Here is a 25099-nt window from a genome sequence, read left to right on the forward strand (position 1 = left end):
CCTGTTCATTTTTACCGTGTATCCATAGGTCACTGGTCCACCCGCCCACCTTGGAGGCAGTGTCGATGATCCGACCGTTCGTCGCAGCGGCCGTGTTCCTCTCCGCCGGCATGATCCCGGCTGCAGCCCAGACCATCACCGGGGTCGGCAAGGCCGACTGCCAGGTCGTCGGCTGGCTCGAACAGGATGCCGATGGCAAGCCGTTGGCGAAGAAGGACCAAGTTCCCGCGATCTCGCGCTGCCGCGGGCTCGGCGAGTGGGGCGTCTATCTGAACGATGCCAGCGAGCACCAGGGCATCGAGTTCTCGCGCGTTCCGGTCAAGGACAATGACGGGTTCCTGTGGCTGACCGGTTTCGGCACCGTGGTCGGCCGGATCGAGTGGAAGGGGCCGAAAGCGGCTGCCGGCTGGCCCGATGCGGCGATCTTCCGCTTCATCTGGAACGACCCGGATCAGCCCGATCACAAGCGCACCACGCTCGGCGTCGCGCGGCTCGGCGACAATCGCGCGACCACCTGCATCTTCGCCTTCGTCGAGATCAAGAAGGGCCGCGACGCCTATGCGATCGCGGACAAGATCGCCGCCGACGAGGCGATCGCTCACAAGTGCGGGCCGGCCGGCACGCCGCCCGAGCAGCGCTGACGGCCGTGGCGGGTCGAGCCTCGTCCTCGGCATTTTCGCCACAGGCGGACCGAAACCCCGAGGCATGCGATCGGCCGGGTGATCCGGTCGGCATGGTCCGCGGGTAAGTTCGGGCATGATCTCGATCACCGTTCCGACCCGCAATCGTCCCGGCCATTTGCTGCGCGCGCTCGCCTCGATCGCGGCGCAGACCGTGCGCGACGTCCAGATCCTCGTCGTCGACGACGGCGACGGCGCAGGGGCAGCCGCTGCGCGCGGGCTCGGCGATGCGCGGATCGAAACCTTGATTTCCGGCGGCGCCGGGCAGGTCGCGGCGCGCAACATGGCGATCGGCGCCGCACGCGGCGACATCGTCGCCTGGCTCGACGACGACGACTGGTGGGAGGAGACCGATCACCTCGCCCGGATCGTGGCGACCATTGCGGCGCAGCCCTGTCTCGCCCACGCCTCGGGGCGTCTCGTGCAGGAGACCGAGGCGCGGGCCTCGACCGGATCGCTGCCGTTCCAGGCGGCGATGACGCTCGACAGTGCGAGCCGCGACAACACGCTGCTCGCCTCGGGCATCGCCTATCCGGCGCGGCTGCATGCCGAGATCGGGCGTTTCGACGACACGCTGCCGATCTATTGGGATTGGGACTGGTATCTGCGCGTGCTCCGGCACGGCCTGCCGGCGGTCGCGACCGGGGGGACGGGCGTGTGCATCTCGGTCCGGTCCGACAACACCTCGGGCCATGGCAATACGGCATTGCGGCGGGCCGATCTCGCCCGGTTCGCGGCCAAGAACGGTCTGTCCGGACTGGTCCTGAAGAACCACGAGGATGTGGCGCGCGAGCAGGAGGCGGCGGTCGAATGACATCGACCGAGCCTGTGCGTGCCGGTCAGGGCGCTGTCCGGGCGCCGCGCGATCGTTCCCGGGCACCGAAGTCGATGTAGCCGCGCGCCTCGTGCACGATGGTCTCGCCGGTGCCGGTCTCGCGGGCCGGCGCGAGCGTCCAGCTCCAGTGGGCGTCCGGCTCGGGCAGGGTCACGCCGGCGAGCAGATCGTGGCGGTCGGTGACGGTGCCGTCCGGGCCGATGGTGATCGAGACGGTGTCGGTCAGCAGGCAGACGCGGCAGGGGAACCGCCGAAGGCCGGCAAGATGGTTCTGCACGATCCGGCGTTCGAGATCGGGCACGCGGCCGGCATAGCTGCGGTGCCGGCGCTCGGCAATGACCGCGGGACCGATCGGTAGCTGCGACAGGCAGTTCGCCGAGACGACGAGGTCGGTATCACCGATGTCGAGCAGGCGCAGAAACGGATCCGACAGGCCGGGCGCACGCTTCAGGAGCAGATCGGTCGAGCCGGTCAGGTCGAGCGAGACCAGTTCGACGTTGCGGTGGGCGAGCGCCTTCAACCGGATTGGCCAGAGGTGTACGATGTCGACCAGTACCACCCGCTCGAAACTGCGGGCGAGCAGCGGCAGCGGCACGTCGCGCATCAGGCCGGAGCCGAGCACGATGCAGGTGCGCCGGCTCGCCAGCCCCGCGACGGCGGCCGCGACGATCGCATGGCACTGCGCCTCGTGCGCGGCCCAGTCGCCGCGGCAGCGGGCGGCACGGGCGCGCAACGAGATCGCCGCGGTCAGATAGCCGAGCCGGCGGACGTCGAGGCTCGCGGGCGTCAGCAGCCACTCAGCGATTTCCACCAGCACCGGGTGCTCCTTGTCGCGTCGTCGCGAATCGGTGTGGCGATGGTAAGGTCGACGCTCCGATCACGGAACCGTGCCATTCATCGACGGTTCGGTTCCGATCCCCTATGTAGAGGGGGCGAGGGCGCGGCGGCGCCTCGAGCCGAGGCATGGGACCGTCGGTCCCCAGAGCCGAAGAACCACGAGCCGAAGCTGAAGCATGACCCTGTCGACCAGTTCCGAGACCAGGCCGCCCGAGATCAGGCCGCCCGAGGCCCGCAAGGACGATCCGCTCCTGAAGCTCGTGTTCGAACTGGGACCGCTCGCCGTGTTCTTCGGCGTCAACGCCTATGTCGGCAAGAACGGCGGCATCTTCACCGCGACGGCGGCCTTCATGATCGCGACGCTGGTCGCGCTCGGCGTCTCCTACTGGCGCACGCGGCGGCTGCCGATCATGCCGCTGGTCTCCGGCGTGGTCGTGCTGGTGTTCGGCACGTTGACGCTCGTGCTACACGACGAGCTGTTCATCAAGCTGAAGCCGACCATCGTGAACACGCTGTTCGGCGTCGTGCTGCTCGGCGGGCTCGTCTTCGGCCGGTCGCTGCTCGGCATCGTCTTCGATGCGGTGTTCCAGCTCGACGAACGCGGCTGGCGCATCCTGACCTTCCGCTGGGGCCTGTTCTTTCTCGCGCTCGCGGTGCTGAACGAGGTCGTCTGGCGCAATTTCTCGACGGATTTCTGGGTCACGTTCAAGGTCTTCGGCATCATGCCGCTGACGCTCGTCTTCGCGGCCGCACAGGTGCCGCTGATCCTGCGGCACTCGCTCGAGGAGGAGGACGGCGCCGCCGGCACGGGCGCGGGCGACGGGATCTGATCCGTCGCCACGCCGCTTTCGTGGGCAAGGGCCGGCGTTCCGCTCAGGCCCGTGACAGTGCCAGCTTGACCGCGAACAGCGCGAACACCGCCGCGGTGGTGCGGTCGAGCGCGCGGCGGATCCGGGGCGAGGCGGTGATCGTGTCGGCGACGCGCGCGGCGCCGAGAATGATGATCGAGCAGATCGGCACCGAAAGCACCACGTACCAGACGCCGAGGAACGCGATCTCGGCCGCCGCCTCAGGGCTCGCCGGGTCGACGAACTGCGGCAGGAACGTCAGGAAGAACAATACGATCTTCGGATTGGCGACATTCATCGCGACGCCGGTCGCGAAGGCCCGTGCCACGCCCGGAGCCGCATCGCCGGCGGGGCCCCGCGGATCGAAACCGGAGCCGTTGCGCCAGGCGCCCCAGGCGAGCCACAAGAGATAGGCCGCTCCGACGATCCGCAGCAGGCCGAAGGCGGTCGGCGAGGCGGCGACAAGGGCGGAGAGGCCGAGCGTAGCGAGCAGGGTGTGGACCAGAAGCCCGACCATGACGCCGGCCATGGCGGCGAAGCCCGCGGCGCGGCCGACCCCGATCGTGCGGGACAGGAACAGCGCCATGTCCGGCCCGGGCGTCAGGATCAAGAGCAGCGCCGCGCCGGAATAGGTGGCGAGCGTGGCGAGCTGGGGCACGGCGAGCATCACGGACGGGTCTCCGGGGCGGCGACGGAGGTGGTCAACCGACCGTTCCGCGCCCAGTCGATCGCCTGTTCGAGCCGGTCGTTGCCCCAGAACAGCTCGCCGTCCTCGGTGACGAAGCTCGGCGCTCCATAGAGGCCGGCGGCGGCGGCGGCCTCGGTCTCGGCGCGCAGGCGGGCCTTCACGTCCTTGTCGGCATTGGCGCGGTCGACCAGCGCCACGCCGTCGAGCCCGAGCGCGGCCAGCACCTCGACCAGTTCGTCCTGATCGGAGATATCCCGGCCGGCGGCGAATTCGAGCCGGAACACGGCGCGCGAGAACGGCGCGATCCAGCCCTCGTCGGCGCCGATCAGGGCGAGCCGCGCGGCGAGCAGTCCGTTCTGCGGGAACGGGTCCGGTCGGCCGAACGGCAGGCCCATGCCGGCGGCGATCCGTTCGAGGTCGCGCCACATGTTGGCGCCCTTGGCGGGATAGAGATTGAACGGCGAGGAGGTCCAGCCCTGGGCGGCGAAGATCGGGCCGAGCAGGAACGGCCGCCAGCGCACGGTGACGCCGGCCTCGGCCGCCACCGTTTCGATCCGCTCGGCGGCCAGATAGGAATAGGTCGAGGCGAATTCGTACCAGAAGTCGACACTTGCCATCCGGGGGCCTCCCTGCCGCACCGTCACGAGGCGGCACATGCCGCCGCGGCGTCTTTTCGAACGTGCCGTCTCACGCTACAGGAGCAGGAGGATCAGTGGGAGAGTGCATGACGGGATCCCGACCCGCGACCGAAGCCGGCCGACTGTCGCGCCTGTCGGCGCGCGCCCTCGAACGGCCGCTCGTCGCCTCGCTGGCCGTGCTGGTCGTGCTTTCGCTCCTGTTCTTGAGCCTGCCGGCGGTCGACCTCGCGGTCGCTTCCATGTTCACCGGGCCGAACGGCGGCTTTCCGGGCGTCCAGGATCCGATCCTGAAGGCGCTGCGCTTCCTCGGTCTGGCGCAGACCCGGATCGCGGTAGCGCTGATCCTGCTCGGCTTCGTCGGCAAGCTGATCGCGCCACGGCAGGTCGCCTGGATCTCCTCGCGCGCGCTCCTGTTCCTGGCCGCGACGCTGGCGGTCGGGCCGGGCCTGCTCGTCAACGCGTTCCTCAAGGAATACTGGGGTCGGCCGCGGCCGATCGAGATCGAGGTGTTCGGCGGGACCGACGCCTTCATGCGCGCCTGGGTGCCGGGCGGGAGCTGCGTCTCGAACTGCTCCTTCGTCTCCGGCGAGGCGTCGAGCTCGTTCTGGATGCTGGCGGTCGCGCTGGTGGTGCCGCGGATCTGGCGCCTGGAGGCGATCGCCGCCGCGCTGATGTGGGCGCTGATCATCTCGGTGAACCGGATGATTTTCGGCGGCCATTTCCTTTCCGACGTGATGCTGGCCTGGTCGCTCGATCTCGTGGTGATCGTGGTGTTCCATCGCCTGATCATCGTCGGCATCGGCCGGGAGGGCGACCCGCGGCTCGACACCCTGTTTGCGGCCTGGGGTCGGCCGATCCGGCGCCTGCTGCGCCAGCCTGCCTAGTCGACGCCCGTCCACAAGCCTTGTTCTCGACAAAATCGCGGACGGCGACCGGCGCGACCCTTGCGCACGGCATTTTCAAGCTTACGTGAAGCTGACAATCGATCCGGTGTTTCACGTAGACGTGTTCCGGCCGCTTGTCTCGGGGCGTGAGGAACGCCCGCCCTCGCGCGCCGGCCAGAACCGGCGGCGCGCGCGTTTCCGGGATGCCCGATGGACGATTTCCTGTTGATGTTCGCCGCCGACTGGCTCGGCAAGCCGGTCTGGGCCTGGCTCCTGTTCCTCGGTCTGGTCGGCGGACTGCTCGCCTTCGACCTCGGCATCCTGCACAAGGACGATAGCGAGATGAGCGTCTCGGAGAGCCTGAAGCTCTCCGCGTTCTACATCGGCTTCGGCCTCCTGTTCGGCGTCGGCATCTGGGTGGCGATGGGTGCCGATCGCGGCATGGAGTATTTCACCGGCTTCTTCATCGAGAAGAGCCTGTCGATCGACAATGTCTTCGTCATCTCGTTGATCTTCAGCTATTTCGCGATCCCGCCGCGCTACCAGTACCGGGCCCTGCTCTGGGGCATCGTCGGCGTCATCGTGCTGCGCGGCCTGATGATCGGCATCGGCGCGGCGCTGGTGCAGAACTTCGCCTGGGTGATGTACGTCTTCGGCGCGTTCCTGATCGCGACCGGCGTCAAGATGCTGTTCGGCCACGAGGCCGAACCGGACATGGCGAAGAATCCGATCGTGCGGGCCGCCAAGCGGCTGTTCCGCGTGACGCCCGAACTGCACGGCGAGCGCTTCTTCGTCCGGGCGCGCGATCCGAAGACCGGGCGGTTCCTGACCTTCGCGACGCCGTTGTTCCTGGCGCTGATCGTGATCAACGTCGCCGACATCGTCTTCGCGGTCGACTCGGTGCCGGCGATCTTCGCGATCACCCGCGACACCTTCGTCGTCTACACCGCCAACATCATGGCGATCCTCGGCCTGCGCGCGCTCTACTTCGCACTCGCCGCCATGGTCGCGCGGTTCCAGTACCTCAAATATGCGCTGGCGCTGGTGCTGGTGTTCATCGGCACGAAGATCTTCGCGGCCGACATGCTGGGGCTCACCAAGATCCCGCCGTGGTTCTCGCTCTTGGTCACGGCCGGCCTGATCGGCGGCGGCGTACTCTACTCGATCCGCCGCACGCGGCTCGACCTCGCGCGGAACTGAGGCCGCATCGTCGCGGCCCCTGAAACGGGGCCGCAGTTTGAGAAACGACCACGAGGGCGCCGCGCGCGAAAGCTGCGCGGCGCCCTTGACTTCCTGCAACATCTAGGGCTTTTCGACGATCCATGCGGCACGTGCCGCGATCGGGAACTCGTCAGTCATGACCGCGTCGGTTTCGGCCCTCGTCCTGAAGGCCAGCAAAAAAACCACGACGACCACGACGACGGCGACGAAAGTCGCCGGCTGACGATCGCTCTCGACCCCGCGCTGTCCTCTCCCGGCGGGTCACGAGGGCAGCGGCGGACCCCGATCCCAGTTCATGGTCGATCCGGGTCCGCGAGGAGCGGGAAGGCCTCGCGAACCGAGGCCGAGGATCAGGAACCGAGGACTTCACAATGGGTTACAAGGTCGCTGTCGTCGGCGCCACGGGCAACGTGGGCCGGGAAATGCTCGACATTCTCGCCGAACGCGGCTTTCCGGCCGATGAGGTCGTGGCGCTCGCTTCGTCGCGCTCGATCGGGACGGAGGTCTCCTTCGGCGACAAGACGCTGAAGACCAAGGTCCTCGAGCATTACGACTTCTCCGACACGGACATCTGCCTCATGTCGGCGGGCGGCGCGGTCTCCAAGGAATGGAGCCCGAAGATCGGCGCGCAGGGCTGCGTCGTGATCGACAACTCCTCGTCCTGGCGCATGGACCCCGACGTTCCGCTCGTCGTGCCGGAGGTGAACGCCGACGCCGTCGCCGGCTTCACCAAGAAGAACATCATCGCCAACCCGAACTGCTCGACCGCGCAGCTCGTGGTGGCGCTGAAGCCGCTGCATGACGCCTTCGGCATCCAGCGCGTCGTCGTGTCGACCTACCAGTCGGTCTCCGGCGCCGGCAAGGACGCCATGGACGAGCTGTTCTCGCAGACCCGCGCCGTCTTCGTCACCGATCCGATCGAGCCGAAGAAGTTCCCGAAGCGGATCGCCTTCAACCTGATCCCCCAGATCGACGTGTTCATGGAGGACGGGTTTACGAAGGAAGAGTGGAAGATGATGGCCGAGACGAAGAAGATTCTCGACCCGAAGATCAAGCTGACCGCGACCTGCGTGCGCGTGCCGGTGTTCATCGCCCACTCGGAAGCCGTCAACATCGAGTTCGAAAAGCCGGTCACGGCCGATGAAGCGCGCGACATCCTGCGCGAGGCGCCGGGTTGCCTGGTGATCGACAAGCGCGAACCCGGCGGCTACATCACGCCCTATGAGGCGGCCGGCGAGGACGCGACCTACATCAGCCGCATCCGCGAGGATGCGACCGTCGAGAACGGCATCGCGATGTGGATCGTCTCGGACAACCTGCGCAAGGGCGCGGCGCTCAACGCCGTGCAGATCGCCGAGGTGCTGGTCAACCGCAAGCTGATCCAGCCGAAGGCCGCCAAGGCGGCCTGAGGTTCGTCTCCGACTCGACAGCACTTCGTCGGCGCCCTCCGGGGCGCCGATTGCTTTTTAGCGGCGTCATGCAGAGCTGATCGTCGGAATCTGCGCGGGCCCGATCACGAGTGTGTCACGATCGGCAGCTATTTCGCCGGCCCCGGGACATGGTCGGGGTGGTGACGGGCGCGGAAATCGCGTCATGATGCCGGCCCCCGGAAGCCGCGGCGTGTCGATATCCGATCGACGCCCGGGAACCCGGAGGATCGGCCCATGTTGACCCCGCTGTTCCGCTTCTTCGAGACCCTCGTCCGGCCGACCGAAAGGGGCGCGCCCGGCGCGCCGCCGCCTGGGCTCGGCGCCTTCTACTGGTTCTTTCTGAGCCAGGCCAAGGGCCTGTTCCTTTGCCTGTTTGTGACCGGCGCGACGTTGGCTGCGATCGACGCGGCGATCCCGGTGTTCATGGGGCGCGTCGTCACCATCGTCGCCGATACGCCGCGCGAAGAGCTGATGAGCCGTGCCGGCTGGGCGCTGGCGGCAATGATGGCGATCGTGCTGATCGTGAAGCCGATCGTCGTGCTGCTCCAGAACCTGCTGCAGCACCAGGCGATCAGCCCGGGCGTGACCAATCTGGTGCGCTGGCAGAGCCATTGGCACGTGATCCGGCAGAACATGGCGTTCTTCCAGAACGACTTCGCCGGCCGGATCGGCAGCCGCGTCATGGAGACCGGCTTCGCGGTGCGCCAGAGCGCGGTGTCGCTCGTCTCGGTCGTCTGGTATCTCGCCGCGCTCGGCATCGCCAGCGCGACCGTGATGGGGCGCGCCAGCGGCTGGCTGCTCGTGCCGATGCTGATCTGGATGGCGAGCTACGTCGCCTTCCTCGCCTATGTCGTGCCGCGGCTGCGCGAGGCCTCGAAGGCGATCTCCTTCGCCCGCTCCGGCCTCGTCGGCCGGATCGTCGACAGCTACACGAACATCATGACCGTGAAGCTGTTCGCGCGACCGGAGACCGAGGACGCCTATGTCCGCGAGCAGTTCGATCTGCACACCGCGCGCATGCACGACCAGATGCGCTGGTTTACCGGCATGTCGGTCGGCCTGACCGTGCTGATCGGCCTCCTGGTCGCCGGCACCGGCGCCGTTGCCGTGCTGCTCTGGCAGCATGGCGCGATCGGCGTCGATACGGTCGCGACCGTGCTGCCGATGACCTTGCAGCTCTCCAGCACCTCGGCGCGCGTCGCCTACGAGGTCAGCGGCATCTTCGAGCAGTTCGGCACCGTCAACGAGGGCATGGAGACGATCGCCAAGCCGCACGGGCTCAGCGATCGGTCGGACGCGAAGCCGATCGCGGTCACCAAGGGGGCGATCCGCTTCGACGACATTTCGTTCCACTACGGCCGCACGCGCAGCGTGATCGAGGGACTGACCCTCGACATCCGGCCGGGCGAGAAGATCGGCCTCGTCGGCCGCTCCGGGGCGGGCAAGTCGACGCTGGTGAACCTGATGCTCAGGTTCTACGACCTCGAGGGCGGCCGCATCCTGATCGACGGCCAGGACATCGCCGGCGCCACGCAGGACAGCCTGCGCGGCGTGATCTCGGTCGTGACCCAGGACACCTCGCTGCTGCACCGGTCGATCTTCGACAACATCGCCTATGGCCGGCCGGGCGCCAGTCTGGACGAGGTGATCGCGGCGGCGAAACTCGCCCATGCCCACGAGTTCATCCTCGGGCTCGAGGACTGGCGCGGCCGCACCGGCTACGAGGCGCATGTCGGCGAGCGGGGCGTCAAACTCTCGGGCGGCCAGCGCCAGCGCATCGCCATCGCCCGCGTGATCCTCAAGAACGCGCCGATCCTCGTGCTCGACGAGGCGACCAGCGCGCTCGATAGCGAGGTCGAGGCGGCGATCCAGGAGAGCCTCGACGAGCTCATGCACGGCAAGACCGTGATCGCGATCGCGCACCGGCTGTCGACGATCGCGCGCATGGACCGGCTGGTGATTCTCGAACGCGGCGTGATCGTCGAGCAGGGCTCGCACCAGGAGCTGCTGGCGCTCCGCGGCCATTATGCGCGGCTGTGGAACCGGCAGTCGGGCGGGTTTCTCGAAGAGGAGCCGGCGGATGCCGATGCCGCGGCCGAACCGGAGCGCGGAACGGCGGTGCCGGTCGCCTGACCGGTTTGCGAGCGAAGCGAGAAACGCGAGGGCCGGCATCCGTGCGGGTGCCGGCCCTTTTTGCTTGACTTCTCTGTAAGCAATCACTAACGGTCAGTCATGGCTGACATAAACAACGCCCTTGCCGCTCTCGCCGATCCGACCCGCCGGGCCGTGTTCGAGCGCTTGCGGCCGGGGCCGAGGTCGGTCGGCGACATCGCCAAGGGCATGCCGGTCAGCCGGCCGGCGGTCTCGCAGCATCTGAAGGTTCTGAAGGACGCGGGTCTCGTCACCGACCGCGCCGAGGGAACCCGCCGCGTCTATTCGATCGATCCGCATGGGCTCGGCGCGATCCGGGCCTGGCTCGATCGGATGTGGGGTGACGCCCTGGAGGCCTTCGTGGCCGAGGTCGAACGAGAGGGGAGTTCAACATCATGACGATCGCGATCCGACCGGCGCCGGTCATCCGAAACTTCACCGTCAAGGCGACGCCCGCGCGCGCCTTCGACGTGTTCACCGCCGGCATCGGCCGCTGGTGGCCGCGCTCGCACAAGACGACAGTCGACGAGCTGGTCGATGTCGTGGTCGAGCCGGGCGTCGGCGGCCGCTGGTACGGCAAGGGTGCCGACGGCACCGAGGAGACCTGGGGCAAGGTGCTGGCCTGGGAGCCACCGGGCCGGCTGGTGCTCGCCTGGCAGATCGATGCGCGGTTCCAGTACGATCCGAGCCTCGTGACCGAGGTCGAGATCCGCTTCACCGCGCAGGCGGACGGCACCACGGCGGTCGCCTTCGAGCATCGCGATCTGGAGCGTTTCGGCGAGGCGGCCGAGCAGGTGCGCGGCATGATCGGCGGCGACGGTGGCTGGCCGATGATCCTCGATCTCTATGCCGAAGCCGCCGCGGCCTGAGCGAGGATCGGGTCCGAGAACCGAGCATGTCGCCCGCGCGCGCCGGCTCAGCCGTGGTCGTGGGCGGGATCGCGGGCGATGGCGTGGAAGAAGGTGCCGGTGACGGTACCGCGCCGGCTGCCGTCGGGCTTCGGCTCCGATCCGTAGGCGTCGGTGACGCTGGCGAGAGGCATGTCGTCGCCGCGCGCGAGAATGGTCGCGTAGTGGAATTCGTGGCCGCGCAGGCGCGTGCCGGCCGGGCCGGTCGGCGCCTCGGCGAGGAGCTCCACTGCGCGATAGCCGAGTGTCATGCGGCGCTTGGCGAAGCTGGTCCTGAGGCCGAGCAGGCCGGTCATCGGATAGGTGACGCCGTCGGCGGCTTCCAGCGTCTCGCCGAGCACCATGTAGCCGCCGCACTCGCCATGCACCGGCCTGGTCGCCGCGAAGGCCGTGAGGCCGGCCTTGAACGCATGAGCCTCGGCGAGCGTGCCGGCGTGCAATTCCGGATAGCCACCGGGTAGCCAACAGACGTCGCAATCGGCCGGCGGCGGTTCGTCGGCGAGCGGCGAGAAGAACCGCAACTCGGCGCCGGCGGCGCGCCAGCCGAGCGCGAGATGTGGATAGAGGAAAGTGAAGGCCGCATCGCGCGCGATCGCTATGCGACCGCCCGGCGGCGGGATCGCCGCCGCGTCGCTCGCCTGGCCGGGTGCGGTGCCGGGGGCCGCGACGGCGCGAATGCCGGCGATGTCGCAATGGGCCGCGACATGATCGGCCATAGCATCGAGAATGGCGCCGAGTTCGGCGGTCTCGGCCGCCTGGACGAGGCCGAGGTGGCGCTCGGGCAGGCGGATCGCCTCCGAGCGCGGGATCGAACCGAGCACCGGCACGCCGAGCGCCTCGACCGCCTGGCGCACCAGCCGTTCATGACGGCTCGAGCCGACGCGGTTCAGCACCACACCGGCGAGGCGCATGCGCGGATCGTAAGACTTCACGCCCGCGACGATCGCGGCGGCCGACTGGCTCTGGCCGCCGACATCATGGACGAGCAGCACCGGCCAGCCAGCGGCGGCCGCGACATCGACGGAGGAGCCGGTCCGGCCCGGCGCGGCCGGCACGCCGTCGAACAGGCCCATCAGGCCCTCGGCGATCACCAGTTCGGCGCCGTCGGCAACGAGGCCGGCGTTATAGGCGACCATCTCCGGCGGCATCGACCAGGTGTCGAGGTTGAGGCTCGGCCGGCCGCAGGCCGCGGCATGGAAGGCCGGATCGATGTAATCGGGTCCGCATTTGGCGCCGGCGACGCGCACGCCCGAACGGGCGAGCGCCCGCATCAGGCCGAGCGTCAGCGTGGTCTTGCCCGAGCCGGACTTCACGGCGGCGATCAACAGGCCGGGCGGGGCGCTCCCCGCGGCGGCATCGGGCAAGGGGCGCCGGTCACGGCAGCGCCCGCGCGTCGAGGCCGGCGCCGACGAGCGCGGCCTTGAGCCCGGCAATGGCGCCGATCGCGATGATCGCCGGTGCCTCGAAGCCGGCGGCGATCGCGTCGTCATGGGCGGTCGCGAGCGTCGTCACCAGCGTGCGCTGCGCCTCGGTCGAGGCGCGCACGACGATCGCAACCGGCGTATCCGGCGCCGTGCCGGCCGCGATCAGCGCCGGCGCGATCTTCGGCAGGTTCGACATGGCCATGTAGAGGATCAGCGGTGCGCCGGTCCGCGCATAGGCGGCCCAGTCGATGCCGTCGGAGCCGTCGGTGGCGCAATGGCCGGTCATCAGGATGACGGCCTGGTTGGTGTCGCGGGTGGTCGCCGGAATGCCCGCCGCCGCAAGCCCGCCGAGGCCGGCGGTGATGCCCGGCACGACCTTGAACGGCACATGCGCCGCGACGAGACCGAGCGCCTCCTCGCCGCCGCGACCGAACACGAACGGGTCGCCGCCCTTCAGCCTGAGCACGCGATGGCCGGCGCGGGCGAGCTCGATCAGCCGTTCGGTGATGTCGCGCTGCTTCGGGCTCGGCTTGCCGCCCCGCTTGCCCGCGAATTCGCGGATCGCCTCGGGCCGCGCGAGCGCCAGCACGTCGTCGGAGACGAGTGCGTCGTAAACGATGACATCAGCCGTCTGCAGCGCATGCACCGCAAGCAGCGTCAGCAGGCCCGGATCGCCCGGTCCGGCGCCGACGAGCCAGACCGTGCCGGGTTCGAAGGCGCCGAACCGGTCGGTGATGGCGTTCAATGCGACCACGTCGAAATCTCCTTCACGGCATCCGCCCCATCACGCCGGCTTTGCCGCGGGCCACGGATCGGATACTGACTTCTGCCATGACAGCCAATGGCCCGTCCCACTCCAACGAGACCGACGTATTGTCCCAGGCCGGCGCCACGCCCGCGCCGGATGGCGCGGCGCGGCTCGCAACGGACACCGGTTCCATCGATATGGGGACGCCGGCCGAGGAAATCCCGCCCGGACCGTTGCGTCGCGGCTGGACCACCGGCACCTGTGCGACCGGCGCGGCGCGCGCGGCCTATGAGGCGCTGGTCACCGGCCAGTTTCCCGATCCCGTGCCGGTCGCCCTGCCGGGCGGCGAGCGGCCGGCTTTTGCGCTCGCGACCCAAGAACTCGGCGAGGGTTTCGCGCGGGCGGGCATCGTCAAGGATGCCGGCGACGATCCGGATGTCACCCACGGCGCGCTGGTGCTGGCGACCGTGCGGCCGGGCGAGGCCGGTCGCGGCGTCGTGTTCCGCGCCGGGCCGGGCGTCGGCACGGTGACGCGGCCGGGGCTGCCGATCCCGCCGGGCGAGCCGGCGATCAATCCGGTGCCGCGCCGCATGATCGCCCAGGCGATCGCCGAGGTTGTCGCCGCCTTCGGCGCCAGCGGCGATGTCGAGGTCGAGATCTCGATCCCCGGTGGCGACAAGATCGCCGAGAAGACGCTCAACCCGCGCCTCGGCATCCTCGGCGGTCTGTCGGTGCTGGGGACGACCGGCATCGTCGTGCCCTATTCCTGCGCGGCCTGGATCCACTCGATCCATCGCGGCATCGACGTCGCACGCGCCATGGGGCTGGCCCACGTCGCCGGTTCGACCGGCTCGACCTCGGAGGCTGCGATCGCGGCCCGCCACGGGCTCGAGGAGGTGCAGCTCATCGACATGGGCGACTTTGCCGGCGGCATGCTCAAGTATCTGGCGCGGAACCCGGTCGCGAAGGTGTCGATCGCCGGCGGCTTCGCCAAGATGGTCAAGCTCGCGCAGGGCCTGCTCGACCTGCATTCCAAGCGCGGCGCGGTCGATCTCGATTTCCTGGCCGATGTGGTTGCGCGGGCCGGCGGCGATGCGGTGCTCGTCGCACGCACGAGAGCTGCGAACAGCGCGCTCGACGTCTTGGAAGTCACGCGCGCAGCCGGCATCGACGTCGGACAGCGCGTCGCCGAGGCCGCCTGGACGACCGCCGCGGCGGCGCTCAAGGGCGCCGATATCGCGCTCGAAGTCGCCGTGTTCGATCGCCAGGGCGGGCTCGTCGCGGCGACGCCGTTCCGGCCGGTCTGAAGACGGGAGGTCCGAAGGCTGAAGCTCGGGGCTCATGCCGCCGCGCCTCCGGCCGGCGGCTCGTCGGAGCCGGCGCGGCTGTCTCGGCCGCGGAACCGGCGCTGATAGCCGGCATCGTAGAGCGCGCTCTCGCGCGCCAGTTCGCCGCCGATCGCCGGGCCAACCAGGATCAGCGCGGTGCGCTCGATCGGGCTTTCGGCCACTTGCCTGGCGATCGAGCCGAGCGTGCCGGTGACGATGCGTTCGTCGGCCCAGGTCGCGCGATAGACGACCGCGGCCGGGCAGTCGGCGCCATAATGCGGCACCAGATCGGCGACGACCTTGTCGAGCACGTGGATCGACAGGTGGATCGCCAATGTCGCGCCGGTGGCGGCGAAGGCGGTCAGCGTTTCGCGCTCGGGCATGGCCGAGGCGCGGCCGGAGGTGCGGGTCAGCACGACCGACTGCGCCACCTCGGGCAAGGTCAGCTCGCGCCGCACGCGGCGGCGGCGGCGGCGAAGGACGGCACGCCGGGCGTGACGGTATAGGGAATGCCGTGCCGTTCGAGCCGGCGGATCTGCTCGCCCATGGCGCTCCAGACCGACAGGTCGCCCGAGTGCAGGCGCGCGACATCCTCGCCGGCGGCGTGCGCGCGCAGGAACTCGGCCTCGATCTCGTCGAGCGACAGCGGCGCGGTGTCGACGATCCGTGCGCCGGGCGGGCAATGCGCGAGCAGGTCGGGCGAGACGATCGACCCGGCATAGAGGCAGACCGGCGATGCGGCGATCAGGTCGCGGCCGCGCACGGTGATCAGGTCGGCGGCACCCGGTCCGGCGCCGATGAAATGCACGGTCATGACGCGGTCTCCGGTTCGGGCGCGGCGGGAGAGGGCCGGTGCCGGCGACGGCGCAGGTCACGCCGCCGGCGGTGACGCGCTTGACCAGCAGCCGCGCGCCGGGGCCCGCGCCGGCGAGCGCGGCGGTCTCGGCGACGGAGGGCACACCGAACAGTTCGACGACGCGCCCGAGCGCGTCTCGGCAGCGGGGCTCGCGGCCTGCAACGCGGCCTTGGGCAGAAAGACGAGCGCGAGGCCGAGCCGTCCGGCGGCTTCCGGGATCGCAGGCTCGCCCTGTTTCTCGACCGGTGCAAACAGCGCGGCCGGTGCGTCGTCGAGGCCGTTGTCCGTCAGCGTCTTCGCGACGAGATCGGCGATCGCCGCGCCGGTGACGCCCGAGCGGCAGCCGATGCCGATGGCGATCATTCCGCGCCCGATGATGCGGCGTGGTGCGCTCATCGGATCGCCTCCGGGGCATGTGGTTTGGTCCAGGCCCATTGCACCACCGGCATCGCGGCCCGGAAGCCATGGAAGCCGCCAATCGCATCGGCGCGGGCGACCGCGAGCTGGACGAGCTCGCCGCCGAGCGCGCCATAGCGGCGCATCAGCTCGGCCTGCGTCTCGATGGTGACGCCGCTGACGACCAGCCGTCCGCCGGCGGGCAGCGCGGCGATCGCCGCATCGATGAGCGCCGGATCGCTGCCGCCTCCGCCGACGAAGATTGCGTCGGGGCGCGGCAGATCGGCGAGGATCTCGGGCGCGCGGCCGGCGCGAATGTCGAGATCCGGCACGCCGAGGGTGACGGCGTTGGTGGCGATGCGGCCGCGACGGTCGGCGCGCGGCTCGATCGCGATGGCGCGATTGGCGGGATCGGCCAGCATCCATTCGATCGACACCGAACCGGAGCCGGCGCCAATGTCCCACAGCAGCTCGCCCCGGCGGGGCGCGAGCGCGGACAGTGTCACGGCGCGGATCTCGCGTTTGGTGATCTGGCCTTCGGAGGCGAACCAGCCGTCGGGCAGGCCCGGCGCGCGGGGCAGCACGCGGGCATCCGCGCCGACGACGACTTCGACCGCGATGGTGTTGAGCCCGTCGATCGGTTCGGTGCCGCGTTCTGCGCCGAAATGCGCGGCGGTCGCGGTACGGATCCGCTCGCGCGGGCCGCCGAGGCGTTCGAGCACGGTCAGGCGCGAGCCGCCGAAGCCGCGCTCGGTCAACGCGGCGGCGACGCGCGCCGGCGTCGTGCCGTCCCAGGACAGGATCAGCAGCCGCGCCTTCGGCTGCAGCGCCGGGTACAATCGCTCGAAGCTGCGGCCGTGCAGCGACAGCGGCACGACGTCCTGCCCCGCCCAGCCGAGCCGGTTGGCCGCGAGCGAGAAGGCCGAGGGCGCGGGCAGCGCGATCATCTCGGCGGGATCGATGACGGACGTCAGCGTCACGCCGACGCCGTAGAGAAACGGGTCGCCCGAGGCGAGCACCGCGACCGGCCGGCCGCGGCGGGCGGCGATCAGCGGCAGGGCGTCGGTCAGCGGCGAGGGCCAGGCGAGGCGCTCGGCCGTGCCGAGACCGTCGACGAGCGCGAGATGGCGCGCACCGCCGACGACGAGTTCCGCTTGATCGATCAGCGTTCGCGCGGCAGGAGAGAGACCGGCCGCGCCGTCCTCGCCGATGCCGATCACGGCGAGCCAGCGCGGAAGAGTGGCGGCCTGATCGAAGGCGGTGTCCGGAGCGGTCACGGCGACGCCTCCGGGACGAAGGAGTGAACGGCGTGCGCGTTTTGGTTCTGGGCGGAACGACGGAGGCGAGCCGGCTGGCGCAGGCGCTCGCCGGGCGGCGGGACATCGCCGCGACGCTGTCGCTCGCCGGCCGCACGGCCGATCCGGCCGCGCAGCCGATCCCGACGCGCATCGGCGGTTTCGGCGGTGTCGAGGGCTTGGCCGACTACCTCCGCGACGAGCGGATCGACGTGTTGATCGACGCCACGCATCCGTTCGCCGCGCAGATCTCGCGCAATGCAGCCGAGGCGGCGGCGCGGACGCGAGCGCCGCTCGTCGCCTACACGCGCGCGCCCTGGACGCCGGTCGCAGGCGATCGCTGGATCGAGGTCGACGATCTCGGCGCGGCCGCATGCGCGATCGGCGAGACGCCGCAGCGTGTGCTGCTGACGGTCGGCCGACTCGGGCTCGGCGCTTTCGCAGCCGCGCCGCAGCACGATTATCTGGTGCGTACCATCGACGATCCGGGGCCGCTCGCCGAACTGCCGCGCCACCGTGTGATCCTCGAGCGCGGCCCCTTCGACGAGGCCTCCGAGGCGGAGCTGATGCGGCGCGAGGCGGTCGCGGTGATCGTCACCAAGAACAGCGGCGGCGCCGCGACCTATGGCAAGATCGCCGCGGCGCGGGCGCTCGGCCTTCCGGTCGTAATCGTGCGGCCGCCGGCGCGGCCCGACGTGCCGATCGTGCACGCGCTCGATGCCGTCATGGCCTTCATCGAGGCTCATCGCCCGTCTCCGGGCTGAGCGGACGCGGATGCCGTCGGCTCGTCGGCGAGCGCGGTGGTCCAGGTGCGCGGTGAGTGCATCCAGGGTCGGGCGCCGGGGCGCTCGATCAGCCGTGTCTCGGAGGAGCCGATGATCACGCAGGTCGCCATGTCGGCGACGCCGGGATCGGCCGCGCCGAGCGTCGTCAGCACGATGCGCTCGTCCGGCCGGCCGACCGCGCGGGCGAAGGCGACCGGCGTCGATGCCGGCTTCAGGCGCCGCAGCACGGCGAAGGCTTCGAAGATCCGCTCCGGCCGCGCCTTCGAGGCCGGATTGTAGAGCGCGATCACGAATTCGGCCTCCGCCGCGGCGCGGAGCCGCTTCTCGACGATCGACCAGGGTTTCAGGTTGTCGGAGAGCGAGATGGCGCAGAAGTCGTGTCCGAGCGGCGCGCCGAGGCGGCTCGCCGCCGCCTGCATGGCGCTGACGCCGGGACTGACCACGATGTCGAGCCCGCGCCAGGCCGGATCGCCGGTCTCGACCGCCTCGAGCACGGCGGCGGCCATGGCGAAGACGCCCGGATCGCCGCCCGAGACCACCGCGACGTTGCGCCCGCTCGCGGCGAGTTCGAGCGCGTGGCGGGCGCGGTCGACCTCCACGCGGTTGTCGCTCGCATGGCGGATCTGGCCGTCGCGGATGGGGCAACGGTCGACATAGGGAATGTAGCCGACGAGGTCGGTCGCCTCCGCGATCAGGCGCGCGGCCTCCGGCGTCAGCCAGTCGGCCGGGCCGGGACCGAGGCCGACCACGGCAAGCCGACAATTAGCCGGCAAATGATGCTCGTTTTCCGGCATGTCCCGGCGCGGGTTCTGTGCGGTCGTCATGGCCGGCGGCCCTCGCCGGGGACGAGGATGATGGAGAAATACGGTGCCTCGTCATCCGCCTTGTCGGCGAGCCGCACGACCTTCTCGCCCGCCATGGTGCCGCGTTCGACGTAGATCGCGCGGTCGATCAGGCCGCAGGCTTCGAGCGCGCGGCGCACCTTCGGGAAGTTGGTGCCGAGCTTCATGATCACGGCCGCGTCGGTACGGGCGAGGGCCTCGGCGAGCGCGGCCTCGTCCATCGTGCCGGGCAGGACGGTCAGGACGTCGTCGCCCCAGGTGATCGGCGCGCCGGCGGCGGTCCAGCAGCCCGCCATGCCGGTCACGCCGGGGCAGATCGAGACCCGGTAGCGGTCCTTCAGGCGCACGTAGAGGTGCATGAAGGAGCCGTAGAACAGCGGGTCGCCCTCGCAGACCAGCACGACGTCGTCGCCGCGATCGAGCCGGGCGGCGATCGCGGCCGCTGCGGTCGCATAGAAGCCCGCCAGCGCGTCGACATAGGCGCCGTCGGCGAAGGGGATCTCGGTCGTGACCGGGTAGTAGAGCGGCATCTCTTCGGTGCCCGGGCGGATCCAGCCGTCGACGATGGTGCGGGCGTTGCCGCGCCGGCCTTGCTTGGCGAAATAGGCAATCACCCGTGCCGCCTCGATCCGGCGCACCGCCTTGACCGTCAGCAGTTCCGGGTCGCCCGGCCCGAGGCCCACGCCGTGGAACGTGCCGGCGACGACGGTCGCAGGCTCCGTCGCGTCGGTGCTGCCGGCCGCCAGATCGCCGGTCAGGTCCGGAGCGAGGCGCGGGTCGATCACGTTCATTCGCGGGCACTCGCGAGCGCGTTGACGGCCGCCGCGGCCATGGCGCTGCCGCCCTTGCGGCCGCGCACGACGATGAAGGGATTTTTCCGTGCGCCGCCAGCGCGTCCTTTGATTCCGCCGCGCCGACGAAGCCGACCGGCATGCCGATCACGCAGGCCGGCAGGCCGGCGCCGGCGTCGATCATTTCGAGAAGCCGGAACAGCGCGGTCGGCGCGTTGCCGATCGCCACCACGGAGCCCTGGAGCCGGTCGCGCCAGAGTTCCATGGCGGCGGCGGAGCGCGTGTTGCCGATCGCCTTGGCGAGGCCCGGCACCGATGGATCGTCGAGCGTGCAGACGACATCGTTCGCCGCCGGCAGGCGCGTGCGCGTCACGCCGTTGGCGACCATCTTGGCGTCGCACAGGATCGGCGCGCCGGCCTTCAGCGCGGCCTCGGCGGCCTCGGCCGCACCGGGCGCGAAGTCGATGTCGGCGGCGACCTCGACCATGCCGCAGGCATGGATGATGCGCACGGCGACACGCTCCTCGATGCCGCGAAAGCGGGCGAGGTCCGCTTCGGCGCGGATGATGGCGAAGGAGCGGCCGTAGATGGCGTCGCCGTCGCGGATGTAGTCGTAGCCCTGTTCCATCTCGTTCCGTCGTGCCGGGGGCCCGAGCCCCCGGAAAATGGGCGCCGCGAAGGGTCTTCGCGCTCAGAAGCATGCGCGGGATTCTTCCCGCGGGATCGTTCAGCCGGCTTCGGCCAGTTCCGCAAGCGCGGCCTTGGCCTGTGACGGCGAGAGCCCGCGCGCGACAGGCTCATCGCACGCGCGGCCGCGGATGACCAGATCATAGCGTCCATCGTGGCCGACCAGCGTCACGGCGGTCTCGCCAGGACGCGCACAGCCCTTCTCGCAGCCCGACACGTGCAAGGCCAGTCCGTCATTGGTCAGGCGACGCGCGAGCGGGGCGAGCGCGCGGGCATTGGTCCGCGCATCGACCGAGGCCGAGCGGCAGGCCGGCCGGCCCGGACAGGCCACCACCGCCAGCAGCGGATCGTCGGCCGCGACGATCAGTCCGGCCGCGTCGAGCCCGGCAAGCGCCTGCGCCGCCGCTTCCGGCCGAACGTGCGGCACCAGCACCGCCCGCCAGGGTGTCAGGCGCAGTTCGCCCTTGCCGAACACGTCGGCGACATCGGCGAGCGTGACCAGCTGTTCGGCGTCCAGCCGGCCGAACGGCGCGCCGGCGCCGATCACCTTGCCGGCGCCGACGATCTCGGCGATGCCGATCAGCGAAGTGCGGCGATCGTCGGCGAGCAGGGGGCGGGCTCGACGAGCTGCGCAACGGCCGCGGCAAAGGGCGCAGTCCCGGTCCGGGCCAGGATCGAGGCGAGCCGGCGCGGCCGGTCGGTGGTTGCGGCGCGCTCGTCGAGGAACACGCGCGCGATGGCTTCGGCCGCATCGGCGATGGCCTCGGGCGCGATCGTGCCGAGCACCACGGCCGAAGCCGGCTCGGTGCCGCCGATCTCGACCAGAAGGCGGGGGCCGGTCGCGGTCATGACGCCTTGGAAGCGGATGTCGGCGGTCGCGTGGGCGAGCGACAGCGCGCCGCCATCATCGACGACATAGCCGAACTTGCCCGGCAGGGCCCAAAGCGCGCGCTCCGCACGCAGCCGGCTCTCCAGCGCTGCGACGAGGGCGCGGCCGTCGGTGGGCGCGGTCCGGTCGAGGCCGGCGAGGGGCGGGGCCACGATGTTGCGGATCGCCTCCGTGTCGGGGGTGATCGTCGAGGACGTCGAGTTCGGAGAGCGCGGCGATCAGCGGCGCGAAACTCTGGGTCGAGACACCACGGATCTGCAGGTTGGCGCGCTGGCTGAGGTCGATCTGGCCATTGCCGTGGATATGGGCGAGCTCGGCGATCTTGCGCGCGGCGGCGCAAGCCAGGATCCCGCCGGTCAGCCTCAGCCGGACGACCAGCCCGTCGCCGGTCTCCATCGGGCGCAGGGCCCCCGGGCACCATCCCTTCACGCTCGCGCCCGTCACGTTCGCGCCCGTCACGTTCGCCGGTTCGGCGGCCATCGTCTCGCTGGTCATGCTGCTGTTCCCAGCACTTCGTCGATGCGGCCGCGCACGGAATTGCGGCGGCTCGCCCAGAGCCCTCGGCGCAGTGCTTCGTCGAAGGCCCGCGCGACGGCTCGGGCCGCGGCCGGATTGGCCGCGACGAGAAAGTCGCGCACTCGGTCGTCGCCGAGCGTGGCGTCGAAGACAAGATCGTATTGCCGCGGTCCCACCGCGTCGGCGGTGGCGGAGAAGGCGACCAGATTGCCGACGGTCTCGGCGATCTCGGCCGCGCCGCGATGGCCATGGCGCATCTGGCCGGCGATCCAGCGCGGGTTGGTCGCCCGTGCCCGAACCACGCGCGCGACCTCTTCCGCGAGGCCGCGTACCTTGGGCGCCTCCGGGCGGGTCGCGTCGACGTGGTAGAGCGCCGGGGCATTGCCGAGCCGGTCGGCGGCGGCGGCGAAGCCGCCTTCGTGCTCGGCGAAGGCGTCGGAATCGAGCACGTCCTGGCCGGCCATGTCCTGGACGTGGACGAAGGCGTCGGCGGTCGCGACCTGCGCGGCGAAGGCGCCTGCCGCCGGGCGGTCGCCGTCGGCGCCGAAGGCATGGGTGGTCGCGGCGAGATAGGCGTCGCCGAGTTCGGCGCGATCGGTCCAGTCGCCGGTCGCAATCCGGGTCGCGAGCCCGATGCCATAGGCGCCGGGTGCCGCGCCGAACACGCGGGCGAGCGTGTCGGCGTCGCCGGCGCGGACGGAGGCCGCGAGCGGGTTGGTCTCGGCGTCTTCTTCCAGAGCGGCGACCGTGCGCGCCGCCTCGTCGAAGAGGGTGATCTGGGCGGGAAATACGTCGCGGAACAGGCCCGAGACACGGAGGGTGACATCGACACGCGGCCGGCCGAGCCTGGCCGGTGCGATCACCTCGAGCCCGGAGACGCGCGCGCTCGCGGCATCCCAGCGCGGCCGGACGCCGAGAAGCGCGAAGGCCTGCGCCAGCTCGTCGCCGCCGGTCCGCATGGTGGCGCTGCCCCAGAGGTCGACGACGATGCGCCGCGGCCAGTCGCCGTGGTCCTGCACATAGCGGGCGATCACCTCCTCCGCCGTGCGCCGGCCGATCTCCCAGGCGGTCGGGGTCGGCACTGCGCGCGGATCGACCGTGTAGAGATTGCGGCCGGTCGGCAGCACGTCGATGCGGCCACGCGTCGGCGCGCCGGCCGGGCCGGGCGCGATGAAGCGGCCGTCGAGCGCGGCGATCAGCGCATCGCGCTCGGCATTGGCCGAGGCGGCGAGGCGCTCGCGCAGGGACGCGGCGATTTCCGGGGTCTCGGCCAATGCGGCGACGGTCTCGTCCAGGCGGGCGGCTTCGGGTGCGCGGCCGAACACGTGCAGGCCGTCGCCGATGCGCATGTCCTTGAGGTCGCACATCCAGGCGTCGAGCCTGGCGAGCGCGGCGGCCTGGTCCATGGCCGGATCGAGGCCGCATTCCTCGGCGAGGCCCGTCTCGACCGCGCGGGCGAGGATCGTCTCGGCGAGCCGCTTCGCCCGGCGCGCGTCCATGGTCTGCGCGGCGGCGAACTCGTCGAGCATCGCCTCGATCTCCTCGGTCGCGCCGTGACTGCCGGCGCGGGCGAGCGGCGGCGTCAGGTGGCCGAGGGTGACGGCCGCGATGCGGCGTTTGGCCTGGCAGGCTTCGCCGGGGTTGTTGACGATGAAGGGATAGACGACCGGCGTCGCGCCGATCAGGGCCGCCGGCGCGCAGGCGTTCGATAGCGCGACGGCCTTGCCGGGCAGCCATTCGAGCGTGCCGTGGGTGCCGAGATGGATCATCGCGTCGATGCGCGCGTGCATCCGGAGCCACAGGTAGAAGGCGACATAGCCGTGGCGCGGCGGGCGGGTCGGGTCGTGATAGTCGCCCTTGCGGGTCGCGCGCGCGCCGCGATCGGGCTGGACCGCGATGGTCAGATGACCGGCCTCGCAGACCGACAGCGCGAACGCATCGCCGTCGCAGGCCGGGTCGGCCTCCGGCTCGCCCCAGGCGGCGGCGACGGACGCGCGGAACGGCTCGGGCAGCGTCGCGAAGGCGGCGTGGTAGGCGGCGAGCGGCCAGCGGATTGTATGCAAGCCGGCCTCAAGCCGCCGGATCAGGTCTTGCGGATCGCCGATCGCGGTCGCGCGATAGCCGGCACTCGCGAGATCCTCGGCGATCGCGCCGATGCTGGCCGGGCCGTCGAGGCCGACCGCATAGGCGGCGCGACCGCCCTTGGCCGGGTAGTCCGACAGCACGAGCGCCAGTTTGCGTTCGCTGCGCGGCGTGCGGCCGAGCCTCGCCCAGGCCTGAGCGAGATCGGCGACGGCCGCGACGCCGTCCGTCTCCGGCGCATGGGTCAGCCGGGCGAATTCGAATGCCTCGGAGCGCGGCTGCCGGGCCTTGAACGAGATCGCGCGGGCGACGATGCGGCCGTCGACCTCGGGCAGCACCGCGTTCATGGCGAGGTCGGCGGCGCCGATGCCGCGGTTCGACGTTTCCCATGCCTCGCGGGTCGCGGTCGAGAGAATGGCCTGGATGACGGGCACGTCGGCGCGGTCGAGTACGGTGGTGCCGTCGTCAAGCTTGGCGGAGAAAGCCGTCGTGTTGAGGATCACCGTCGGCAGATGCCGGTCGAGATGGGCGGCGAGCGCTTCGACCGCGACCGGATCCTTGAGGCTGGTGACGAAGGCCGCGTCGACCGTGAAGCCGCGCGCGGCGAGCGCCTCGGCGAGCGCGGCGATCGGCGCCGTGTCGCCGGCGGCGAGGATCGAGCGGTAGAACAGGACGAGCGCGCGGGGCGCGTCGGCCGCGGCGGCGCTGGTCTCGAAGGCGCTCGTCGGTTCGCGGCAGAGGTCGCCGGGCAGGCCGAAGGCCGGCAGCGGCGCGGGATCGCGCCAGCGCCGGGTCGGCTCGTCGGCGACGGTCGGCCGTACCTGCTCCGCCATCCAGGCGAGGAACGACCGGATGTTGTCCGGCCCGCCGTGCTGGAACCAGCCCCAGATCCGGCGCAGATCCGCGATCGGCACGGTCGAGGCGGCATCGAGGCGCGGATCCTCGCGGTAGTCGCCGGGGACGACGGCGAGCGCAAAGCCGTGCCGGCGCGCGCTCGCGGCCAGTTCCTCGACGCCGTAGCGCCAGTAGTCGAGCCCGCCGAGCAGGCGCACGACCACCAGCTTCGCGTGGCGCGCGACCATGTCGACATGGGTATCGACCGAGAAGGGATGGCGCAGGTCGGCGAGGCTGGCGAGGCGAAGCGAGGGGGCGGCGGCGGTCGCGACCTCAGGCGCGGCCAGGGTCTCGGCGACCGACGCTACGATCGACAGGTCGGAATCGGTGAAGGACAGAAACACCGTTTCCGCCGGCGTCTGGGCGAGATCGACCGCCTGGACGGTGTCGTCCAGCGTGCGGATCGTCTCGGCGAGGACGTGCATCGTCCTGTTCCTCCAGACACG

At 70.7% G+C, this 25099-nt stretch carries 22 protein-coding genes and 4 pseudogenes; 11 read left to right on the forward strand and 15 right to left on the reverse strand.

The genetic code is table 11. The annotated features are described in order from the left end of the window. The first annotated feature begins 65 nt into the window (after positions 1–65). Positions 66–641, forward strand: coding sequence for a hypothetical protein (locus ABS361_19905; GenBank protein ID XBY44267.1), 576 nt, complete (start codon positions 66–68; stop codon positions 639–641). Between the two features lie 115 nt (positions 642–756). Continuing rightward, positions 757–1494: a glycosyltransferase family 2 protein gene (locus ABS361_19910; GenBank protein ID XBY44268.1), complete on the forward strand. Its 738-nt coding sequence runs from the start codon at positions 757–759 to the stop codon at positions 1492–1494. Between the two features lie 25 nt (positions 1495–1519). Here the strand turns inward: ABS361_19910 and ABS361_19915 are convergent, their stop codons facing one another. Beyond that, positions 1520–2326 (reverse strand): hypothetical protein, encoded by an 807-nt coding sequence (locus ABS361_19915; GenBank protein XBY44269.1) that lies wholly within the window; start codon positions 2324–2326, stop codon positions 1520–1522. A gap of 202 nt (positions 2327–2528) precedes the next feature. On the opposite strand from ABS361_19915, the gene ABS361_19920 reads away from it, so the two are divergent. Then, on the forward strand, positions 2529–3182 hold the full coding sequence (locus tag ABS361_19920) for a septation protein A (protein XBY44270.1): 654 nt from the start codon (positions 2529–2531) through the stop codon (positions 3180–3182). A 43-nt stretch (positions 3183–3225) separates the two neighbouring features. Here ABS361_19920 and ABS361_19925 read toward each other — a convergent pair whose 3' ends face one another. Together ABS361_19925 and ABS361_19930 are read right to left on the reverse strand one after the other, a co-directional pair. Then, positions 3226–3867, reverse strand: a complete 642-nt coding sequence (locus tag ABS361_19925) for a LysE family translocator (GenBank protein ID XBY44271.1) — start codon at positions 3865–3867, stop codon at positions 3226–3228. Further along, complete coding sequence (locus ABS361_19930) at positions 3867–4505, reverse strand: 2-hydroxychromene-2-carboxylate isomerase (protein XBY44272.1); 639 nt, start codon at positions 4503–4505, stop codon at positions 3867–3869. Before ABS361_19930 ends, ABS361_19925 begins: the two co-directional genes overlap by 1 nt. Positions 4506–4612: 107 nt before the next feature. Here ABS361_19930 and ABS361_19935 point away from each other — a divergent pair, with 107 nt between their 5' ends. The 6 genes from ABS361_19935 (at position 4613) to ABS361_19960 (ending at position 11081) form a co-directional block, all read left to right on the forward strand. Next, on the forward strand, positions 4613–5410 hold the full coding sequence (locus tag ABS361_19935; GenBank protein XBY44273.1) for a phosphatase PAP2 family protein: 798 nt from the start codon (positions 4613–4615) through the stop codon (positions 5408–5410). A gap of 210 nt (positions 5411–5620) precedes the next feature. Next, positions 5621–6610: a TerC family protein gene (locus tag ABS361_19940; protein XBY44274.1), complete on the forward strand. Its 990-nt coding sequence runs from the start codon at positions 5621–5623 to the stop codon at positions 6608–6610. Between the two features lie 392 nt (positions 6611–7002). After that, positions 7003–8040 (forward strand): aspartate-semialdehyde dehydrogenase, encoded by a 1038-nt coding sequence (locus ABS361_19945; GenBank protein ID XBY44275.1) that lies wholly within the window; start codon positions 7003–7005, stop codon positions 8038–8040. Positions 8041–8295: 255 nt separating this feature from the next. After that, the gene (locus tag ABS361_19950; GenBank protein XBY44276.1) at positions 8296–10194 is read left to right on the forward strand and encodes an ABC transporter ATP-binding protein; all 1899 of its coding nucleotides are present in this window, start codon (positions 8296–8298) and stop codon (positions 10192–10194) included. Positions 10195–10293: 99 nt separating this feature from the next. Next, on the forward strand, positions 10294–10611 hold the full coding sequence (locus ABS361_19955; protein XBY44277.1) for a metalloregulator ArsR/SmtB family transcription factor: 318 nt from the start codon (positions 10294–10296) through the stop codon (positions 10609–10611). Beyond that, the gene (locus tag ABS361_19960) at positions 10608–11081 is read left to right on the forward strand and encodes an SRPBCC family protein (protein ID XBY44278.1); all 474 of its coding nucleotides are present in this window, start codon (positions 10608–10610) and stop codon (positions 11079–11081) included. Before ABS361_19955 ends, ABS361_19960 begins: the two co-directional genes overlap by 4 nt. Positions 11082–11128: 47 nt before the next feature. Here the strand turns inward: ABS361_19960 and ABS361_19965 are convergent, their stop codons facing one another. Together ABS361_19965 and cobA are read right to left on the reverse strand one after the other, a co-directional pair. Beyond that, positions 11129–12445 (reverse strand): cobyrinate a,c-diamide synthase, encoded by a 1317-nt coding sequence (locus ABS361_19965; protein ID XBY44279.1) that lies wholly within the window; start codon positions 12443–12445, stop codon positions 11129–11131. A gap of 49 nt (positions 12446–12494) precedes the next feature. Continuing rightward, positions 12495–13289, reverse strand: a complete 795-nt coding sequence (gene cobA / locus ABS361_19970) for a uroporphyrinogen-III C-methyltransferase (protein ID XBY46960.1) — start codon at positions 13287–13289, stop codon at positions 12495–12497. Positions 13290–13489: 200 nt separating this feature from the next. On the opposite strand from cobA, the gene ABS361_19975 reads away from it, so the two are divergent. Continuing rightward, on the forward strand, positions 13490–14599 hold the full coding sequence (locus ABS361_19975; GenBank protein ID XBY46961.1) for a cobalt-precorrin-5B (C(1))-methyltransferase: 1110 nt from the start codon (positions 13490–13492) through the stop codon (positions 14597–14599). Between the two features lie 32 nt (positions 14600–14631). Here the strand turns inward: ABS361_19975 and cobM are convergent. The 3 genes and pseudogenes from cobM to cbiE all read right to left on the reverse strand — a co-directional run bounded on the left by cobM (position 14632) and on the right by cbiE (position 17149). Further along, positions 14632–15434: pseudogene (gene cobM, locus ABS361_19980) on the reverse strand (precorrin-4 C(11)-methyltransferase). A 112-nt stretch (positions 15435–15546) separates the two neighbouring features. After that, positions 15547–15911: pseudogene (locus ABS361_19985) on the reverse strand (cobalamin biosynthesis protein). After that, complete coding sequence (cbiE, locus tag ABS361_19990; protein ID XBY44280.1) at positions 15869–17149, reverse strand: precorrin-6y C5,15-methyltransferase (decarboxylating) subunit CbiE; 1281 nt, start codon at positions 17147–17149, stop codon at positions 15869–15871. The pseudogene ABS361_19985 and the gene cbiE overlap by 43 nt, the downstream one beginning before the upstream one ends. A gap of 32 nt (positions 17150–17181) precedes the next feature. On the opposite strand from cbiE, the gene ABS361_19995 reads away from it, so the two are divergent. After that, positions 17182–17931, forward strand: coding sequence for a cobalt-precorrin-6A reductase (locus tag ABS361_19995; GenBank protein XBY44281.1), 750 nt, complete (start codon positions 17182–17184; stop codon positions 17929–17931). Here the strand turns inward: ABS361_19995 and cobJ are convergent. From cobJ to cobN, 7 genes and pseudogenes are all read right to left on the reverse strand, one after another. Further along, complete coding sequence (cobJ, locus tag ABS361_20000; protein ID XBY46962.1) at positions 17910–18746, reverse strand: precorrin-3B C(17)-methyltransferase; 837 nt, start codon at positions 18744–18746, stop codon at positions 17910–17912. The genes ABS361_19995 and cobJ overlap by 22 nt on opposite strands. Positions 18747–18772: 26 nt before the next feature. After that, on the reverse strand, positions 18773–19585 hold the full coding sequence (locus ABS361_20005; protein XBY44282.1) for a precorrin-2 C(20)-methyltransferase: 813 nt from the start codon (positions 19583–19585) through the stop codon (positions 18773–18775). Continuing rightward, a pseudogene (locus tag ABS361_20010) lies at positions 19582–20213 on the reverse strand (precorrin-8X methylmutase). Before ABS361_20010 ends, ABS361_20005 begins: the two are co-directional and overlap by 4 nt. Before the next feature lie 99 nt (positions 20214–20312). After that, complete coding sequence (locus tag ABS361_20015) at positions 20313–20819, reverse strand: hypothetical protein (protein ID XBY44283.1); 507 nt, start codon at positions 20817–20819, stop codon at positions 20313–20315. 32 nt (positions 20820–20851) lie between these two features. Beyond that, positions 20852–21346 (reverse strand): hypothetical protein, encoded by a 495-nt coding sequence (locus tag ABS361_20020; protein XBY46963.1) that lies wholly within the window; start codon positions 21344–21346, stop codon positions 20852–20854. A 28-nt stretch (positions 21347–21374) separates the two neighbouring features. Further along, a pseudogene (locus ABS361_20025) lies at positions 21375–21656 on the reverse strand (hypothetical protein). Next, positions 21653–25078 (reverse strand): cobaltochelatase subunit CobN, encoded by a 3426-nt coding sequence (gene cobN, locus ABS361_20030; protein ID XBY44284.1) that lies wholly within the window; start codon positions 25076–25078, stop codon positions 21653–21655. The pseudogene ABS361_20025 and the gene cobN overlap by 4 nt, the downstream one beginning before the upstream one ends. Positions 25079–25099 lie beyond the last annotated feature (21 nt).

Source organism: Ancalomicrobiaceae bacterium S20 (genome assembly GCA_040269895.1).
GTDB lineage: Bacteria > Pseudomonadota > Alphaproteobacteria > Rhizobiales > Ancalomicrobiaceae > Methyloraptor > Methyloraptor flagellatus.

Excerpts from the sequence above, each read along its gene's own strand:
- ABS361_19905 (XBY44267.1), top strand. The coding sequence starts at position 66 with ATGATCCGACCGTTCGTCGCAGCGGCCGTGTTCCTCTCCGCCGGCATG.
- ABS361_19910 (XBY44268.1), top strand. The coding sequence starts at position 757 with ATGATCTCGATCACCGTTCCGACCCGCAATCGTCCCGGCCATTTGCTG.
- ABS361_19920 (XBY44270.1), top strand. The coding sequence starts at position 2,529 with ATGACCCTGTCGACCAGTTCCGAGACCAGGCCGCCCGAGATCAGGCCG.
- ABS361_19925 (XBY44271.1), bottom strand. The coding sequence starts at position 3,867 with ATGCTCGCCGTGCCCCAGCTCGCCACGCTCGCCACCTATTCCGGCGCG.
- ABS361_19930 (XBY44272.1), bottom strand. The coding sequence starts at position 4,505 with ATGGCAAGTGTCGACTTCTGGTACGAATTCGCCTCGACCTATTCCTAT.
- ABS361_19935 (XBY44273.1), top strand. The coding sequence starts at position 4,613 with ATGACGGGATCCCGACCCGCGACCGAAGCCGGCCGACTGTCGCGCCTG.
- ABS361_19940 (XBY44274.1), top strand. The coding sequence starts at position 5,621 with ATGGACGATTTCCTGTTGATGTTCGCCGCCGACTGGCTCGGCAAGCCG.
- ABS361_19945 (XBY44275.1), top strand. The coding sequence starts at position 7,003 with ATGGGTTACAAGGTCGCTGTCGTCGGCGCCACGGGCAACGTGGGCCGG.
- ABS361_19950 (XBY44276.1), top strand. The coding sequence starts at position 8,296 with ATGTTGACCCCGCTGTTCCGCTTCTTCGAGACCCTCGTCCGGCCGACC.
- ABS361_19955 (XBY44277.1), top strand. The coding sequence starts at position 10,294 with ATGGCTGACATAAACAACGCCCTTGCCGCTCTCGCCGATCCGACCCGC.
- ABS361_19960 (XBY44278.1), top strand. The coding sequence starts at position 10,608 with ATGACGATCGCGATCCGACCGGCGCCGGTCATCCGAAACTTCACCGTC.
- ABS361_19975 (XBY46961.1), top strand. The coding sequence starts at position 13,490 with ATGGGGACGCCGGCCGAGGAAATCCCGCCCGGACCGTTGCGTCGCGGC.
- cobJ (XBY46962.1), bottom strand. The coding sequence starts at position 18,746 with ATGCCGGAAAACGAGCATCATTTGCCGGCTAATTGTCGGCTTGCCGTG.
- ABS361_20005 (XBY44282.1), bottom strand. The coding sequence starts at position 19,585 with ATGAACGTGATCGACCCGCGCCTCGCTCCGGACCTGACCGGCGATCTG.
- cobN (XBY44284.1), bottom strand. The coding sequence starts at position 25,078 with ATGCACGTCCTCGCCGAGACGATCCGCACGCTGGACGACACCGTCCAG.